13 protein-coding genes are annotated in these 16,658 nt (G+C 51.2%); all 13 read left to right on the forward strand.

Annotated features, from left to right (window positions below):
• Positions 1 to 217 precede the first annotated feature (217 nt).
• The 13 genes from hemA (at position 218) to murC (ending at position 16,431) form a co-directional block, all read left to right on the forward strand.
• Positions 218 to 1,627 carry a glutamyl-tRNA reductase gene (gene hemA, locus JFN88_RS17040; protein ID WP_199020508.1) on the forward strand — a complete coding sequence of 470 codons (1,410 nt, stop codon included), beginning with the start codon at positions 218 to 220 and terminating at the stop codon, positions 1,625 to 1,627.
• Between the two features lie 40 nt (positions 1,628 to 1,667).
• Positions 1,668 to 2,492, forward strand: a complete 825-nt coding sequence (locus JFN88_RS17045) for a cytochrome C assembly family protein (protein WP_199020509.1) — start codon at positions 1,668 to 1,670, stop codon at positions 2,490 to 2,492.
• 41 nt (positions 2,493 to 2,533) lie between these two features.
• Positions 2,534 to 3,217, forward strand: coding sequence for a precorrin-2 dehydrogenase/sirohydrochlorin ferrochelatase family protein (locus tag JFN88_RS17050; protein ID WP_199020510.1), 684 nt, complete (start codon positions 2,534 to 2,536; stop codon positions 3,215 to 3,217).
• A complete protein-coding gene (gene hemC / locus JFN88_RS17055; protein WP_199020511.1) occupies positions 3,186 to 4,121 on the forward strand; it encodes a hydroxymethylbilane synthase in 936 nt (311 codons plus the stop codon). The genes JFN88_RS17050 and hemC overlap by 32 nt, the downstream gene beginning before the upstream one ends.
• Complete coding sequence (cobA, locus tag JFN88_RS17060) at positions 4,118 to 5,677, forward strand: uroporphyrinogen-III C-methyltransferase (protein WP_199020512.1); 1,560 nt, start codon at positions 4,118 to 4,120, stop codon at positions 5,675 to 5,677. Before hemC ends, cobA begins: the two co-directional genes overlap by 4 nt.
• A 12-nt stretch (positions 5,678 to 5,689) precedes the next feature.
• A complete protein-coding gene (gene hemB / locus JFN88_RS17065; RefSeq protein ID WP_199020513.1) occupies positions 5,690 to 6,679 on the forward strand; it encodes a porphobilinogen synthase in 990 nt (329 codons plus the stop codon).
• Positions 6,680 to 6,697: 18 nt separating this feature from the next.
• Complete coding sequence (hemL, locus tag JFN88_RS17070) at positions 6,698 to 8,005, forward strand: glutamate-1-semialdehyde 2,1-aminomutase (protein ID WP_199020514.1); 1,308 nt, start codon at positions 6,698 to 6,700, stop codon at positions 8,003 to 8,005.
• 16 nt (positions 8,006 to 8,021) lie between these two features.
• Positions 8,022 to 8,981: an RluA family pseudouridine synthase gene (locus JFN88_RS17075; RefSeq protein WP_199020515.1), complete on the forward strand. Its 960-nt coding sequence runs from the start codon at positions 8,022 to 8,024 to the stop codon at positions 8,979 to 8,981.
• Positions 8,982 to 9,055: 74 nt separating this feature from the next.
• Positions 9,056 to 10,471 (forward strand): LysM peptidoglycan-binding domain-containing protein, encoded by a 1,416-nt coding sequence (locus JFN88_RS25020; RefSeq protein ID WP_199020516.1) that lies wholly within the window; start codon positions 9,056 to 9,058, stop codon positions 10,469 to 10,471.
• A 14-nt stretch (positions 10,472 to 10,485) separates the two neighbouring features.
• Positions 10,486 to 10,620, forward strand: a complete 135-nt coding sequence (locus tag JFN88_RS24875) for a hypothetical protein (protein WP_269846572.1) — start codon at positions 10,486 to 10,488, stop codon at positions 10,618 to 10,620.
• A gap of 394 nt (positions 10,621 to 11,014) precedes the next feature.
• Positions 11,015 to 13,675 (forward strand): valine--tRNA ligase, encoded by a 2,661-nt coding sequence (locus JFN88_RS17085; protein ID WP_199020517.1) that lies wholly within the window; start codon positions 11,015 to 11,017, stop codon positions 13,673 to 13,675.
• 22 nt (positions 13,676 to 13,697) lie between these two features.
• Complete coding sequence (locus JFN88_RS17090) at positions 13,698 to 15,035, forward strand: bifunctional folylpolyglutamate synthase/dihydrofolate synthase (RefSeq protein WP_199020518.1); 1,338 nt, start codon at positions 13,698 to 13,700, stop codon at positions 15,033 to 15,035.
• 7 nt (positions 15,036 to 15,042) lie between these two features.
• Positions 15,043 to 16,431 carry a UDP-N-acetylmuramate--L-alanine ligase gene (gene murC, locus JFN88_RS17095; protein WP_199020519.1) on the forward strand — a complete coding sequence of 463 codons (1,389 nt, stop codon included), beginning with the start codon at positions 15,043 to 15,045 and terminating at the stop codon, positions 16,429 to 16,431.
• Positions 16,432 to 16,658: the final 227 nt, after the last annotated feature.

Genomic DNA, 16,658 nt, shown 5'->3' on the forward strand with positions numbered 1-16,658 from the left:
ATAAATGGCTTCTATTTCTCCGCGAAACGAAGTTTTTGCCCGTCAAAGGACGGCAAAGATGTTTACGCTTGTTTGCGTAAAAGTAGAGTATAAGCAGACGCCTGTCCGCTCACACTAGAGTAGGGATGGTTCATACTTTATTCATAAATGGAAAAGTACAGTTATATCGACTATGCTATAATGTTTCTAGAATCTTAGACGAGGCAGGTGATTGCAGATGCACATTATTGTGGTTGGTCTGAACCATCGGACGGCGCCGGTTGAGGTAAGGGAGCAATTTGCGTTTTCCGACCAAGAGCTGCCGCTGGCACTTAAGCAGTTCAAGCAGACTGAAAGCATTATGGAATGTGTCATCGTTGCGACCTGTAACCGGACGGAACTCTATGCGGTTGTAGATCGGCATCATTTGTGCGGGCATCATATCCGCAGTTTTTTGGAGCAGTGGTTCAAGCTCCCGCGTGTTGAGTTTACCAATCATTTATATATGTACGAGGATGACCGTGCAATTGAACATCTGATGAGGGTCGCATCGGGCCTAGATTCAATGGTAATCGGAGAGACGCAGATATTGGGACAAGTGCGCAATGCGTTTTTGCTTGCTCAGGAGCAGCAAACGACTGGCACGTTATTTAATATGTTGTTTAAGCAAGCCGTCACACTTGCTAAACGCGCTCATACCGAGACGATGATCGGAGAAACTGCAGTATCGATCAGCTATGCTGCTGTAGAACTTAGCAAGCGGATTTTTGGCCAGTTTAACAACAAGACGGTAATGATTATTGGAGCGGGCAAAATGAGCGAGCTTACGGTCAAGCATCTGTACGCCAACGGCGCCAGCCGGGTAATCGTGGCGAATCGCACATACGATAGAGCCGCAGTACTTGCGTCCAAATTCAATGGCGAGCCCCGATCGATGGAAGAGGCAGTCTCGCTGCTTCGTGATGTCGACATTGTGATTAGTTCTACAGGGTCGGAAGGCTATGTGCTGACAAAAGAGCAAGTGAGTCAGGCAATGAAGCGTAGGGCTTCAAGGCCATTATTCCTAATCGATATCGCAGTGCCGAGAGATCTTGACCCTGCTATAGGGTCCGTTGACAATACGTTCTTGTATGATATTGACGACATGGAGGGCATTGTGGAGAACAATCTGGAGCAACGGCGCAAAGAGGCTCAGAAGATTGAAGCCATGATTGAATCGGAGATGAGCAGCTTCAAGCAATGGTACAAGACGCTGGATGTTATCCCGTTAATTCGCACGCTTCAGCAAAAAGCAGCTTTCATTCATGATGAAACGATGGAGAGCATGATGAACAAGCTGCCCGACTTGGATGAGCGTGAGCAAAAGGTTATCCGCAAGCTGACTAAGAGCATTGTCAACCAGTTGTTGTCTGATCCGATTCAACGGATTAAGGAGATGGCGGATGACAAGCGGTCTGACGAGGCGATGGACTTGTTCGTCAAGCTGTTTGCCCTCGAAGAGCCGCTGAAACAAGCCAAATTGGCTGAGCGTCTTGCGGACCAAGAAGCAGTTGCGTCAAAACATGGATTAAAGTCGCAATCTACTGCTCAAGGCAATGCCCGACCGTCGCAGTCTGCCGTGAACGGTATGGCTGCCGCAGTCACCTAGGGTAAGGCTTAAGGCAGGCGCAAACATTCGGGAGGCGCCTATGATTACAAAAAATATGTTATATGACATCATGATTTATGTGTATGCCCTGAGCCTGCTGTTTTATTTCTCCGATGTTGCGGATGCAAGTCGGAGAGCGAAACGGATAGGCACAGGGCTGCTTATTTTCGTTTGGCTGCTGCAGACTGGTTATCTGATCTTCAAGCTGCTGCTGCACATACATTCCGATGTCTTCACGTTGTTTGAATATTTATTTTTCTTCTCTTGGATGCTAGTAACCAGTTCACTAGTTATGAGCCGGTTTTTCAGGATTGAGTATTTGGTTTTTTTCATCAATGTTATCGGTTTTGTTGTGTTGGTCTTGAATCTGATTAGCCGCCCGGAATCATTTATCCCATTGGCAACCCACGACCTTGCGCTAACCTTACTGTATTTGCATATCAGTCTTGTCATTTGCGCATATGCCGTTTTTACGATCAGTGCTATTTTTTGTTGCATGTATCTGTTTCTGCACAGCAGGCTCAAACGGAAGAAGTGGTCAGTTAGCGTAAGACGTCTGCCGAGTCTGGAGAACATCGAGCGTTATATTTTCCGGACGGCGATCATCGGTATTCCGCTGCTCGTATTGTCACTAGCTGTAGGGGTAACCTCGATTATTGTAGAGGGCAAGGCATTCTTGCTGCTGGATTTTAAGGTCTTTACTTCAACGGTTGCTGTTATCTTTTATTTTATCTATTTATTTCACCGTACCATGCGCCAGAAGCCGGGATATAAAACCTCGGTTTGGAACATTGCGGCGTTTACAATTCTTATTTCTAATCTATTCTTGAATTCATTGTCCAGATTCCATAACTGGCTGTCTTGAAGTTAATAAAGGCGGATAGGAAATGATCAGGGGGCGTATGCGTGGAATCCTATTATCCGGTATTGCTCAAAGTGAAGGGCCGCCGCTGTCTGGTGGCCGGAGGCGGTTCTGTTGCACAGCGCAAGGTTCGCGGGCTGCTTGAGGCGGGAGCAGACGTTGTGCTGGCAGCTCCTCAAGTAACGCCACGGCTTGCGGAGCTGGCCCGGCAGGGGGACATCCGTTTGCTGGCAAGAGAATATGAGTCGGGTGATCTATCAGGAGCGATGCTTGTCTTCGCTTTGACTGACCAAAGACATATTAATGCCCGAATTGCAGAAGAAGCCAGACGGGCGGGGATTCCAGTCAACGTAGCGGATGAAGGAGAAGCAGGCGACTTCATCCTTCCGGCTGTTCTCAGGCGCGGGCCTCTGATACTGACGGTATCGACCTCTGGGGCGAGCCCGGCTTATGCCGGACAGATCAAGGAGCAATTGGATAAGACCTTCGGTGAGGAGCTTGGCGTTTATGTGGACTGGCTGGGCAGGTTACGCGAACTGGCTGGTCGTGTGATACCCGATGTCGGATTGCGTCGCGAACTGCTGCGGGAGGCTGTTCAATACCCGCCGCCGGAAGATATGGAAGACTTTAATGAAAACCGGTTTATGCTTTATATAAAAGAACTTGAGCAGAAGGTAATAGAAAGGGGCGTCCAGCATGGGCAGCAGGACAATTATAGTGGGAACTAGGCAGAGCGCGCTCGCCTTGACACAGACAGGACAAGTTATTGACGCGCTGCAAAACATTAACGACCGACATCAATTGGGATTAAGCTTCGAAATTCGCAAGATTGTTACCAAAGGAGACCGGATTCTCGATGTCACACTGTCGAAGGTTGGCGGCAAGGGACTGTTTGTCAAAGAGATCGAGCAGGCGCTGCTGGATCGGGAAATCGATATTGCTGTTCACAGTATGAAGGATATGCCTCATGAACTCCAGGACGGACTGATGAATGGAGCGGTCCCTGTGCGAGTAGACCCAAGGGATTGTCTGGTGACCCGCAATGGACTCGGCTTTTATGACTTGCCTCATGGGGCGAAGGTCGGAACCAGCAGTCTGCGGCGATCGTGCCAGCTCAAGCATGCGCGTCCCGATTTGCAGCTTGAATGGATAAGAGGCAATATTGACTCGCGCATCCGCAAGTTGGAGACGGAGGGCTTTGATGCGATTGTACTCGCTGCTGCAGGCTTGACCAGGATGGGCTGGACAGATAAAATATCGGACTATATTCCGGTAGAGCTCTGCATTCCTGCTGTCGGACAGGGGGCGCTCGGCATTGAGTGCCGGGAAGAAGATGATGCTGTCCGCCATCTGCTGTCGCTTTACAATGATCCATTGTCTGCCCGGACAGTGGCCGCGGAACGTAGCTTCCTCGGGACTTTGAACGGAGGCTGCCAGGTTCCGATCGGAGCGTATGCCGTTATGAAGGATGAACATATGATCGAATTGATCGGTACCGTGGGCACGCCTGACGGCAAAGTGTTGCTTAAAGAAGCGGCTTCCGGCACAGACCCGGTTGCGCTTGGTGTCAAAGTAGCGGAGCTTTTATGTGAACGGGGAGCGGAAGAGATTCTGGCGCAGGTTAGGGGATGAGCGTGTTGGATAAGGGGAAGGTATACCTGGTAGGCGCTGGGCCGGGTGATCCGAAGCTGATCACGATCCGCGGATTGGACTGTCTGAAGGCAAGCGATGTCGTTGTCTATGACAGACTTGCAAGCCCGCGTCTGCTTCGGCATTTGAAACCGGGTACACAAAAAGTCTATGTCGGCAAGCTGCCGGACCGCCATACGATGAAGCAGGAAGCTATTAACCAGCTCCTTGTGGATTTGGCGCTGGAAGGCAAGACGGTGACCCGATTGAAAGGCGGCGACCCCACGATTTTCGGTCGTGTCGGCGAGGAAGCTGAACTGCTGCGACAACATGGTATTGAATACGAGATTATCCCTGGCATAACCTCAGCCATAGCGGTACCCGCTTATGCGGGCATTCCGGTTACGCATCGGGACTTAGCCTCATCGCTTTCCATCATTACCGGACACGAAAGTCCGGAAAAGCTGGACCAATCCATCTATTGGGACAAGGTTACCAATGCGACTGGCACCCTGATCTTTCTGATGGGAGTAGCCAAGATCGGCTATATTGCAGGTCAGCTTATCAAGCACGGGAGAAGTCCTGATACGCCGGTCGCTCTGATCCGCTGGGGAACAAGGGTCGAGCAGGAAACGCTGGTAGGCACGCTGGCGACGATCGAGCAGCAAGTGAAGGAAGCTGATTTTCAGCCGCCTGCCGTTATCGTCGTCGGTGAAGTGGTACGGCAGCGTGAGGCGCTGAAATGGGTGGAGCAGCGTCCCTTGTTCGGAACACGAGTCCTTGTAACCCGTTCCAGAGCACAGGCAAGCGAGTTTGCCGATGAGATTGAGACGCTGGGCGGAGAGCCGGTAGAGTACCCGGTTATTGAGCTGCGGGAGCCAGAGGATGAACGGACTGTAGCCTCTATACAAGAAGCCTTGTCTGTTGCCGAGCAATACGATTGGTTAATGTTCACCAGCATCAACGGTGTTGATTTTTTCTTTGGGTGGATACGCAAGCTGAATATTGATATCCGGCGGTTTCACAATGCGCGAATTGCAGCCGTTGGTCCGAAGACAGCTGCACGGCTGGGGGAGCTTGGCTTGCAGGTGGATGTACTGCCTTTTCGGTTCCAGGCGGAAGGTCTGCTGGATGATCTTGAGGGTAAGCTGGAAGCCGGCCAGAAGGTGCTTTTGCCGCGCGGCGATCTTGCCCGTGAGGTATTGCCGCGAGAGCTTGAAGCCCGCGGGCTGATTCCAGTTGAGATTGATGTCTACGAATCAGTAATTGGCGAAGGCGGAGACGATAATGTTGTTGAGCTGCTGGAGAACAAGCAAATTCATATCATTGCATTTACAAGTTCGTCTACTGTCAAAAACCTGTTTGAACGGCTCAGGCTGGAAGGTGTAGCCGAACCGCTCAAGCTGATGGAGGGGGCAGCTATTGCCTCTATCGGTCCTGTTACGTCGGCAACCGCCCGTGAGGCGGGACTGACTGTTCATATTGAGCCGGAGGAAGCTACAATTGCCGGATTGCTTCGTGCAGTAGCGGCCTACCGGAGCCAAACCAGATCACAGTGAGGAGGATCAGCTATGAGCTTTCCTGTTGTAAGACACCGGAGATTGCGGCGCAATGCGTCTCTGCGCAATCTTGTCCGAGAAACCTATGTTACAGTGAATGACTTTATTTATCCGATTTTTGTTGCCGAGGGAATCAACAAGAAAGAAGAGATTCCTTCCATGCCGGGCGTCTATCATTTTTCATTGGATCGTCTGGAGGAAGAAGTTCGGGAGGTTGTAGACGCCGGTTTGCAAGCCGTGCTGCTGTTCGGTGTACCGGCCGAGAAGGATGCGATCGGTACGTCGGCCTATGATCATAATGGAATTGTGCAGCAAGCGGCCCGCAAGGTCAAAGAATGGGCTCCTCAGCTCGTTGTCATTGCTGACACTTGTCTGTGCCAATTTACCGATCATGGGCATTGCGGCGTAGTCGAGCATGATCGGCGCACAGGAAATGCAGAGATTGTCAACGACGCTTCCTTGGAGCTGCTTGTGAAGACAGCCGTTTCCCAAGCGGAAGCAGGAGCGGATATTATTGCCCCTTCCAATATGATGGACGGCTTTGTCCATGCGATCCGTGAAGGACTGGATGCAGCCGGATTTGAACACATTCCGATTATGTCCTACTCTGTAAAATATGCTTCCGCATTCTACGGCCCGTTCCGTGATGCGGTTCATTCTACGCCGCAATTCGGTGACCGCAAATCATACCAGATGGATCCTGCTAACTTGCGCGAGGCGCTGCGCGAGGCGGAATCTGACGTTCAAGAGGGTGCGGACATGCTCATGGTGAAGCCGGCGCTTGCATATATGGATGTTATTCGAATGCTCAAGGAAAATTATGATCTGCCGGTTGCGGCTTATAATGTCAGCGCGGAATACTCGATGGTGAAAGCTGCGGCCCAAAATGGCTGGATCAATGAGAAGGCGATCGTGCTTGAACTGCTCACCAGCATGAAGCGTGCGGGCGCAGACTTAATTATCACCTACCATGCGAAGGATGCGGCAGGCTGGTTGAAATAAACGAAAGGTGTGAGAGTGATGGACGCAAACGCAAAGCAGAAAGTCCGGTCGGACGAACGCTCCAAAGCAGCGTTTGAGAAGGCCAAGCAGCTAATCCCCGGGGGAGTGAACTCTCCGGTACGCGCTTTTAAATCCGTAGGCTTGACTCCCGTATACGTAGACCGTGCGGCAGGCTCGCGCGTGTATGACATTGACGGCAACAGCTATATTGATTATGTTTTGTCGTGGGGACCTCTCATTATGGGTCACGCTCATCCTGAGGTGGTAGAGGCATTGAAGCGTACAGCCGAGAGAGGAACGAGCTTCGGCGCTCCGACGGAGCTGGAGACGACGATGGCTGAGCTTGTTGTCGAGCGGATGCCGTCTGTTGACATTGTACGCATGGTTAATTCAGGCACGGAAGCGACCATGAGCGCGCTTCGTCTGGCGCGTGGATATACGAAGCGGCAGAAGATTCTGAAATTCGAAGGCTCCTATCACGGGCATGCGGACAGCTTGCTCATTAAAGCCGGGTCAGGCGTGGCGACGCTCGGCTTGCCGGATAGCCCGGGAGTACCAGAATCGGTAGCAGCCCATACGATTACAGTTCCTTATAATGACCTGGAGTCCGTCAAGATTGCGTTCGAGCGGTTTGGAGAGGAAATTGCCTGTGTAATCGTAGAGCCGATCGCCGGCAATATGGGCGTTGTTCCTCCGCTGCCGGGTTTCCTGACCGGTCTGCGTGAAGTGACAAATCGGTACGGCAGCCTGCTTATATTTGATGAAGTGATGACGGGCTTCCGCGTTCATTATAACAGCGCGCAGGGGCTTTACGGCGTGACACCGGATTTGACCTGCATGGGAAAAGTCATCGGCGGAGGCCTCCCGGTTGGCGCATACGGCGGGAAGCGGGAGATCATGGAGATGATGGCGCCAAGTGGACCAATCTATCAAGCGGGAACACTGTCAGGCAATCCGCTCGCCATGGCGGCAGGCTACACAACGCTGAAGCTGCTGACGCCGGAAGTATATGAGAAGCTGGAGAGACTGGCTGTGCGCTTGCATCAGGGACTGGAGCAAAATGCCCGGAAATACGGCATCCCATGTACCATTAACCGTGTCGGCTCTATGGTCTGCCCATTTTTTACAGATACCCATGTCATCAATTACGATACGGCGAAGCAGGCGGATCTGGATCAATTCAAAGCCGTATTCGCCAGCTTGTTGAACCAGGGCATAAGCATTGCTCCTTCCCAGTTCGAAGGCCTGTTCGTCTCGGCCGTACATACTGAAGAGGATATCGATCAGACGATTGCTGCGCATGAACTTGCGCTTAGCCGTTTGTAAGCATTGGGGTGAAGCAATGAAGCGCGAGCTGAATGTTGACCACGCTGTGCGCAGGGGGGAGTGGCTGGAATGGCCGCTCCCTTCTCTGTTGGCGCAGGAGTTGAAGGAACTGGGGGATAGCCCCTTTCATTTGCGGCAATGGCTGATCTCACTACGCCAATTCCCGGAGAAATGGCTCAACCGGCTCTACTCCGTTGGAGGCATCAAGTTGACCCGCAATAAATTGATGCTGCAAATGTTCAATGATTACGATACAAGCAGTCATCCGCTCTATATGACGGCGATGGCCTCGCTGGATCAGGAAGGGCCGGAAATTCTGTATGAGGATGATTACTGTCTGGTTGCAGGAAAACCTGCAGGCATGCCTGTTCATCCTTCAGAAGCAGGACAGACAGGAACTCTGGACGAAGCCGTACTGCGCCATGCCGTTTTGACAGGGCAATCTGCCCATCTCCGCCATATTCATCGTCTGGATGAAGATACATCCGGTCCTGTGCTATACGCCAAAAACGATTACGCCCAGTGGAAGCTGGACGAAGCGATGAGACAAAAGCAAATTCAAAGGGACTATATGGCGCTTGTGCAAGGTCAGGTGCGCGAGGAGAAATTTACCATTGATTTGCCGATTGGCCGTGATCGTCATCATACATCCAGGCGGCTCGTATCCAAGACCGGACAACACGCGGTCACGCATGTCGAGGTGGCCAAGCGTTACAAAGGCGCTACGCTTGTTTACATCAGGTTGGAAACAGGACGCACGCACCAAATTCGTGTGCACCTGAGTCATATTGGGCATTCGCTGATCGGGGACCGGCTATATGGTGGAAGCGGGCAGGTACTCTCTACACAGGCGCTCCATGGCTGCCATCTGCAATTTGCTCATCCTTGGACGGGCCGCTTGATAGATATTGTTTGTCCCTCCCCCAATTGGTTTGTTCGGGCAGAACAGCAATTCAGGCCGCTCCAAAATTCATAGTCATGCTCTCCCTCTCTAAACCATATAAATGATAGTGAATGAAATTGTTAGGAGTAGAGAAGGGAGGATGAAGCGTGCCCAATTCATCGAATGGACTTCGTTTTGATGTATATGAACGGGTGCATTTATCAGAAGATGTCGCTGGTATTGGAGAACTGGATGAGATCGAGCTGACGCCGCATATTCAAGTTATTAGCCACGGGGAACAGATTTTACTGCGGGGTAATCTGTTGCTTGCAGGCGTATATGACGGACAGGGAGAAGTAAGAACCAAGCACACCTTGGAACATTTGATTCCTGTAGAAATTACCCTGCCGCTGAACCGTGTGCATAGGGTAGAGGATATCTCGGTTGAGATTGACAACTTTGATGTCGATATTCTCAATACGAAAACCTTGAACATTATTGGAGTCCTGTCTTTGCGAGGCCTGCAAATCGAACAGGCTGGTGGTGTGTCGCCGGATTCAAATGTCTGGGACGAGGAGTCGATTACAGTTGTCCACCGGATCGAACAAACACCGGAGGAAGCGCTGTTGCTGGAGCGCGAGCCAGAAGAGACATGGGCAGTTGTCCAGCCTGAATGGGAAGCTGCTCATGCCCAATCCGAACCTTATGAGCTGGCAGGTCTGCTGCAGCCACAGTTGCCGGAAACAGACGTTTTCCCGCCGTTTTTGTCTGCCCCCGGGAAGGCTTCGGAGCCGCTTGTCGCGCCCCCATTGCAGCGCTTCGAGCCGTCCATTGTGCGTACGGAACGTCTGCGAGAATCTCCAGTTCCGCCGCAGCAAGTGACGAGTACTAATGCGACCGCAGCGTGGCCAGGGCTGCCTGTACAGGACGAGCGTCAGCTGGTGGGGGAAACAGCGCAAGCGGCGGCCTATACATCGTTGGATAATGCTGCCGAGGAAGAAGTAATATCAGAAGGAGCCGACCCGTTTTTTGGAAGGGAATCGGACTCAATTCAGACTCAATCGGAGCTGGAGGAAGCGGAACAAGCGGTGTCCGTGACAGCCCAGCCTACCGAGTTGGCAGCCCAGTATGACGAGGCGGAGACAGATACATCACAGCCGCTTGTACTAAACGAGGCCCCGTCGGTAGCCGAAGTGACCAAGACGGAGATGAAGATTGCATTTTCCGGCAAGGAATCGCAAAGCAACAGCTTCGGGCTCAGTTCCCTGCTTCATTCCAACAAGCGCGAGCAGGAGGCCAAAGCGCTGGCCAAACAGCAGGAGGAGGCATCCCTGGAAGAAGAGAACGCACAGAAGCGAATCGATCCCGGGGAGGAAGTGGAATGGAAGAAGTTGTTCCTCAACAATCAGGGGGATGAGAGAGAGTTCCGCAAACTGCGCATTTGCATTGTTCAAAGGGAGGAAACTCTTGAGACAATTGCCGGCAGATATCAGCTCAATCCACGTGAAATCCTACTCTACAACAGGCTTGCAGATCAGCATATCAATGAAGGACAGGTTTTATATATCCCGCAAGTTCAATAGTTCAATGGAAGAGAATGAGCGCAACAGCGGCTTCGTTACCCGGAGGGGAGACGGAGCCGCTTGTTGTATTTGCAGACATGAGCCGCTTCATCTGCCGGTACTGCCGCAGTCAGGCGAGTGGCGCGTGGGACGCTGCCCAGGGGCATTGACTAAGCTGGTCAAGAAAGGTATTATATATTGTAATGATTTCAATTCGTTATCAACGTTGAAGGGGAATAATGCAGCGATGCCTTCAGAGAGTGGAACCTGTACCAGCTGTGAGGTTTTGCAGGATGTAGCTGTTATTTGTCGCCCCGGAGTTGCCTTAGCCAGGCTAAAGTATGCCAACTGAGGCCGGTAGCAGCCGTTATCTGTACGAAAGTGTCGTTTGGCAGCCCTGGACGGTCAACCTGACCTTCATTTGGAAGGCTGCAATCTCTGTGTTTTGACAGGCCGCCAGAGTACAAGCGAAACAAAGGTGGTACCACGGAAGCATAGCTTCTCGTCCTTTGGGGCGGGAAGCTTTTTTTATTTTACAATGTTGCTGTTATGGAGGTATGAAGTATGAGCGAAGAAAAGCAAAGCGCATCGATGCCTACGACTTATGATCCGAAGGCTGCGGAGCAAAAATGGTATTCTTATTGGGTAGAGGGGGGGTATTTTGAAGCGGGCAAGCGTCCCGATGCAAAGTCGTATACAATTGTTATTCCTCCTCCGAATGTAACGGGGATGCTGCATATCGGCCATGCGCTTGATTTTACCCTTCAGGATATTTTGATCCGCACCAAACGGATGCAAGGCTATGATACATTGTGGCTGCCGGGTACCGACCATGCCGGAATTGCGACACAGACCAAAGTGGAACAGAAGCTTCGTGAGGAAGGGCTGTCCCGCTATGATTTGGGGCGTGAGAAGTTTTTAGAGAAAGTATGGGAATGGAAGGATTTGTACGCAGGCACGATTCGGAGCCAATGGTCCAAAATGGGCCTGTCCCTCGACTATTCCCGAGAGCGTTTTACATTGGATGAAGGGCTGTCCAAGGCGGTCCGCGAAGTATTCGTCAGCCTGTACCAAAAGGGTCTGATTTACCGCGGCAAAAAAATCATCAACTGGGACCCTGCAGCACGTACGGCATTGTCCGATATTGAAGTTGAATATAAAGAAATGCAAGGCAAGCTGTATCATCTTGAGTATCCGCTTAAGGACGGGAGCGGCAAAATTACAGTTGCAACGACCCGCCCGGAGACGATGCTGGGCGATACGGCTGTTGCTGTGCATCCAGAGGACGAACGCTATAAGCATCTGATCGGCAAAATGCTCGTTCTGCCGGTGACTGGCCGAGAAATCCCGGTTATTGCAGATGAGTATGTGGAGAAGGATTTTGGCAGCGGCGCGGTCAAAATTACACCTGCCCATGACCCGAATGACTTCGAGGTAGGCACGCGCCATCAGCTGCCGCAAATTATTGTAATGGACGAGACAGGCACGATGAATGATGAGGCAGGCCCATACAAAGGTCTGGATCGGATGGATTGCAGAAAGCAACTCGTCAAAGATTTGCAGGAACAGGGCGTATGTGTCAACATCGAGGAACACGTGCACCAGGTCGGACACAGTGAGCGCAGTGGAGCAGTTGTGGAGCCTTACTTGTCCACCCAGTGGTTTGTAGCGATGAAGCCGCTGGCGGAGAAAGCGATTGAAATCCAGAAGTCCGGCAATGGCGTGCGATTTGTTCCAGACCGTTTTGAAAAAATCTATCTGAACTGGATTGAAAATGTCCGCGACTGGTGTATTTCCCGCCAGCTTTGGTGGGGACACCGGATTCCTGCGTGGTACTGCGAGGCGTGTGGGGAACTGCATGTTGCCCATGATGCTGTCGAAGCCTGTTCCAAATGCGGATCGACCAACCTTCGTCAGGATGAAGATGTACTCGATACCTGGTTCAGCTCCGGTTTATGGCCATTCTCGACACTTGGCTGGCCGGATGATGCAGCGGATTTGCAGCGTTACTACCCGACCAGCGTGCTGGTGACCGGTTACGATATCATTTATTTCTGGGTAGCGCGGATGATCTTTACTGCCCTTGAATTTACAGACAAGAACCCGTTTGCCGATGTTTTAATTCATGGCCTGGTTCGTGACGCGAACGGTCAGAAAATGTCCAAATCCCTGGGCAACGGCGTCGATCCGCTTGAAGTAATTGAAAAATACGGCGCAGATGCGATGCGGTTTATGATTTCGACAGGCAGCACACCGGGTCAAGATTTGCGCTTCAACTGGGATAAGGTGGAGCAGGCCCGCAACTTTGCCAACAAGATTTGGAACGCATCACGGTTTGCCCTCATGAATCTGGAGGGTGTGACGGCAGAGGACATCGATCTTGCGGTTGAATTGGGTACCGCGGACCGCTGGATTCTGCATCGCCTGAATGAAACCGTGCGGGAGGTTACCCGCCTGATTGACGGCTACGAATTCGGGGAGACCGGTCGCGTCCTGTACAACTTTATCTGGGATGATCTGTGCGACTGGTATATTGAATTTGCCAAGCTTGGCCTTTACGGGGAGAATGAGCAGACCAAGCGGGCAACCCAGTCTGTCCTTGCTTACGTGCTGGACCGCACGCAGCGTCTGATTCATCCGTTTATGCCGTTCATCAGTGAAGAAATCTGGCAGCATCTGCCGCATCAGGGTGAGACAATTACGCTGGCAGAATGGCCTGTATATGATGAGGCGCTCGAAGCTTCGCAATCCGCCAAGGAAATGGAGCTGCTCATGGATATTATTCGCGCTGTCCGCAATATCCGTGCAGAGGTCAATGTACCGATGAGCAAAAAGATCGAACTGCTGGTGAAGCCGTCCAATGAGGCTGTTCTTGCTATTCTGACTCGAAACGAAGAATATATCAGCCGCTTCTGCGGAACGAGCAGCCTGGAAATCTCTGTTGCTGTTACTGCGCCTGATAAAGCAATGAGCGCTATTGTGACAGGAGCCGAGCTGTATCTTCCTTTAGCGGGATTAATCGATATTTCTCAGGAAATAATCCGTCTTGAAAAGGAACTCAAAACCTTGAATTCCGAGGTTGAGCGCGTGGAAAAGAAGCTTGCCAATGAAGGCTTTGTTGCCAAAGCGCCGGCCAAGGTTATTGAGGAAGAGCGCGCGAAAATGCAAGACTATGCAGAGAAGCGCGACAAGGTGCTGGCCCGAATTTCCGAGCTGCGCGGATAACGGTGAGAGAGGATTGACGACGATGATGAAAACCTATCAAGAGGCCAGAGACTGGATTGAAGGGCTGATTCCGTTCGGAATTCGCCCTGGTCTGCAGCGAATGGAACTGCTTCTGGATAAACTTGATCATCCGGAGCGCCGATTGAGATTTATCCATGTGGCCGGAACGAACGGCAAGGGGTCGGTCTGCGCCTATTTGACCAGCACACTCATTCAATCCGGCTATGACGTGGGGACCTTTACGTCCCCTTACATAACCAAATTTACGAACAGATTTCAATATAACGGCCAGGATATTGAGGAAGAGACATTGCTTCGGCTCTCCAATGAGCTGAAGCCTCTTGTGGAAGAAATTGCCGCTACGGAGCTCGGCTCGCCAACGATGTTTGAAGTCTCGACGGCACTGGCTATCTTGTTTTTCGCCCGTGTCACTTACCCGGATTATGTCGTGTGGGAGACGGGACTTGGCGGCAGAATGGATGTTACCAATGTAGTAAACCCGGTTATCTCGGTCATTACCAATGTCGGTCATGATCATATGGATATTCTGGGCCATTCACTTGCCGAGATTGCGCGTGAGAAGGCAGGCATTATTAAAAGAGGCGTTCCGGTAGTCAGTACAGCTGAGCAGCCGGAAGTCAGGGAAATTATTCGTCAAACTGCTCAAGCTCAAAAGTCAACCTTGTATTTGGTTGATGAGCAATTCAAGGAGGTTGCGCTGTCAGCCGGAACGGAGGAGCAGAGCTTCCGCTTTGAAGGATTGTTTCGCACAATTGAACCGGTTGCGATTACATTGACAGGCGCTCATCAGCGTAAAAACGCCGCTCTGGCCGTTATGGCACTCGAAGTACTGAGGCAGTATTATGCCCTAGTCATTGAGGATGAAGACCTTTTAAAAGGGATGCGCTATGCATCATGGCCAGGACGGATGGAAATGATATCATCAAACCCCAGAATATTACTGGATGGAGCGCATAATCCGGAAGGGGCGCAAGCACTGGCAGCTGCTTTGAAGGAAACTTACGCCTACAAGAAGCTGCGCCTGATGATGGGAATGCTGGCAAATAAGAATCATCGCGATACTTTGCGGCATATACTACCACTAGTTGATACGCTTGTAGTGACCGAACCGGATTTTCGCAAGCGGATGGCTGCTTCCGAGCTGGCCTCTCTTATTGCCGAGATGAAGGAACAGTACGAGTTTGAGCTTATCGTTGAACCGGACTGGAAGCTTGCGCTCCAGCGGCTGCGAGAAGCGACAGAGTCAGATGACCTGGGAGTTGTGACCGGTACCTTGTATCTGATATCCGATGTGCGCGCTCGTTTGCTTAACATTACGGACACTGAAAAAGGTTGGTGAAACTTCTTTGAATACAGCAGAACATGTCCATTTTATCGGCATTGGAGGCTATGGAATGAGTGCCATTGCCAGAGTAATGCTGGAGATGGGCTATACAGTAACCGGATCGGATGTCGCCAAACAGGAGCTCACCGAAAAGCTCGCAGCCAAAGGAGCCCGCATCTATATCGGCCATGAGGCCGCTCATGTAAAGGGGGCGGATCTGGTCGTCTATTCGACTGCCTTGTCTAAAGACAATGTGGAAAGGGTAGAAGCTGAAAATTTGAATATTCCGATTCTCCACCGCGCCCAGATGCTTGCCAAGCTGATGAATGCGCGCAAAGGGGTTGCCGTAGCAGGCGCGCATGGGAAGACGACGACCTCGTCCATGATTGCGCTCGTGATGGAAACCTGCGAGCAAGACCCAACCTACATTATTGGCGGAGAAATTGTTAACGTAGGCACCAACGCCAAGGCGGGCAAGGGAGATTATGTGGTCGCCGAGGCGGATGAGAGCGACGGCTCCTTCCTTCAGTACCATCCTGCGATAGCTGTTGTCACCAATATTGAAGCTGACCATCTAGAAAATTACAATGGAGACTTCAATAATTTGAAAGCGGCTTATGCGCAATTTTTGGGACAAGTGAAGCAAGGCGGTCAGGCAATCGTCTGTGCAGATGATGAAAATATAAGCGATTTGCTGTCCCAGGCAGAGATCAAGAAAGCGGGCCAATTGATTACGTATGGCATTGACAGCGATGCGGACTATAAAGCAGAGCAAATTCAGCTCGGCGATCGCAAAGTAAGCTTCAATGTCGTCAGACACGGACAAGAACTGGGCGCAATTGAGCTGTCTGTACCGGGTCTTCATAACGTATATAACGGGCTTGCCACAGTTATTACCTGTCTGAGTGCGGGAGTGGAGTTTGATGCTATTGCAGCCGCCATATCGCAATTCAAGGGAGCCAAGCGGCGCTTCCAGGTGCTTGGCGAGGTCAATGATATATTGGTTATTGATGATTATGCCCATCACCCGACTGAAATTCAGGCGACGATCAGTGCAGCGAAGGCTACAGGGAAGCGAATCGTAGCCGTATTCCAGCCGCAACGCTATACCCGGACCTATTTCCTGTTGGAACAGTTTAGCAGAGCCTTCGGGGAGGCAGATGAGGTTATTATTACCGATATCTACTCGCCGGCAGGAGAACAGCAAATTGAAGGGATTAATTCGGGACGGCTTGTTGAGATGATCAGGTCCAACAGCAACCCGAACGTCGCTTATATTCCGAACAAGGAAGATGTGCTTGAATATCTGAAAGAAAATGTAGCAAGCGGGGATTTGGTCATTACGATGGGTGCTGGAGACATTTGGAAAACATCCGACCAACTGGCCAAGCATTTGCGAAACATTGTTTAATCAGAAATCTGCAAGGGAAATTGCGCGAAGCAGCTCCCTTTGCAGATTTTTTTAATATAAACAATGTTGAATCGGAGGCCCTGCTCGACCTTCATTCGCTGTTTATATATTTATACAGGAGGCGGGAGGGCCAGCGTTTGAGAAAATGAGAGATTTTTAAACTATTAAAAAAATCATATATCTCTCCCTTCTCTCATAGAATGTAGTAGAATGACACAGGACAAGGA

This window comes from Paenibacillus roseus (genome assembly GCF_016424485.1).
In the GTDB taxonomy this organism is placed as follows: Bacteria; Bacillota; Bacilli; order Paenibacillales; family Paenibacillaceae; genus Paenibacillus_D; species Paenibacillus_D roseus.

Excerpts from the sequence above, each read along its gene's own strand:
- hemB (WP_199020513.1), top strand. The coding sequence starts at position 5,690 with ATGAGCTTTCCTGTTGTAAGACACCGGAGATTGCGGCGCAATGCGTCT.
- cobA (WP_199020512.1), top strand. The coding sequence starts at position 4,118 with ATGAGCGTGTTGGATAAGGGGAAGGTATACCTGGTAGGCGCTGGGCCG.
- JFN88_RS24875 (WP_269846572.1), top strand. The coding sequence starts at position 10,486 with ATGAGCGCAACAGCGGCTTCGTTACCCGGAGGGGAGACGGAGCCGCTT.
- hemC (WP_199020511.1), top strand. The coding sequence starts at position 3,186 with ATGGGCAGCAGGACAATTATAGTGGGAACTAGGCAGAGCGCGCTCGCC.
- JFN88_RS17075 (WP_199020515.1), top strand. The coding sequence starts at position 8,022 with ATGAAGCGCGAGCTGAATGTTGACCACGCTGTGCGCAGGGGGGAGTGG.
- JFN88_RS17085 (WP_199020517.1), top strand. The coding sequence starts at position 11,015 with ATGAGCGAAGAAAAGCAAAGCGCATCGATGCCTACGACTTATGATCCG.
- hemL (WP_199020514.1), top strand. The coding sequence starts at position 6,698 with ATGGACGCAAACGCAAAGCAGAAAGTCCGGTCGGACGAACGCTCCAAA.
- JFN88_RS17090 (WP_199020518.1), top strand. The coding sequence starts at position 13,698 with ATGATGAAAACCTATCAAGAGGCCAGAGACTGGATTGAAGGGCTGATT.
- hemA (WP_199020508.1), top strand. The coding sequence starts at position 218 with ATGCACATTATTGTGGTTGGTCTGAACCATCGGACGGCGCCGGTTGAG.
- JFN88_RS17045 (WP_199020509.1), top strand. The coding sequence starts at position 1,668 with ATGATTACAAAAAATATGTTATATGACATCATGATTTATGTGTATGCC.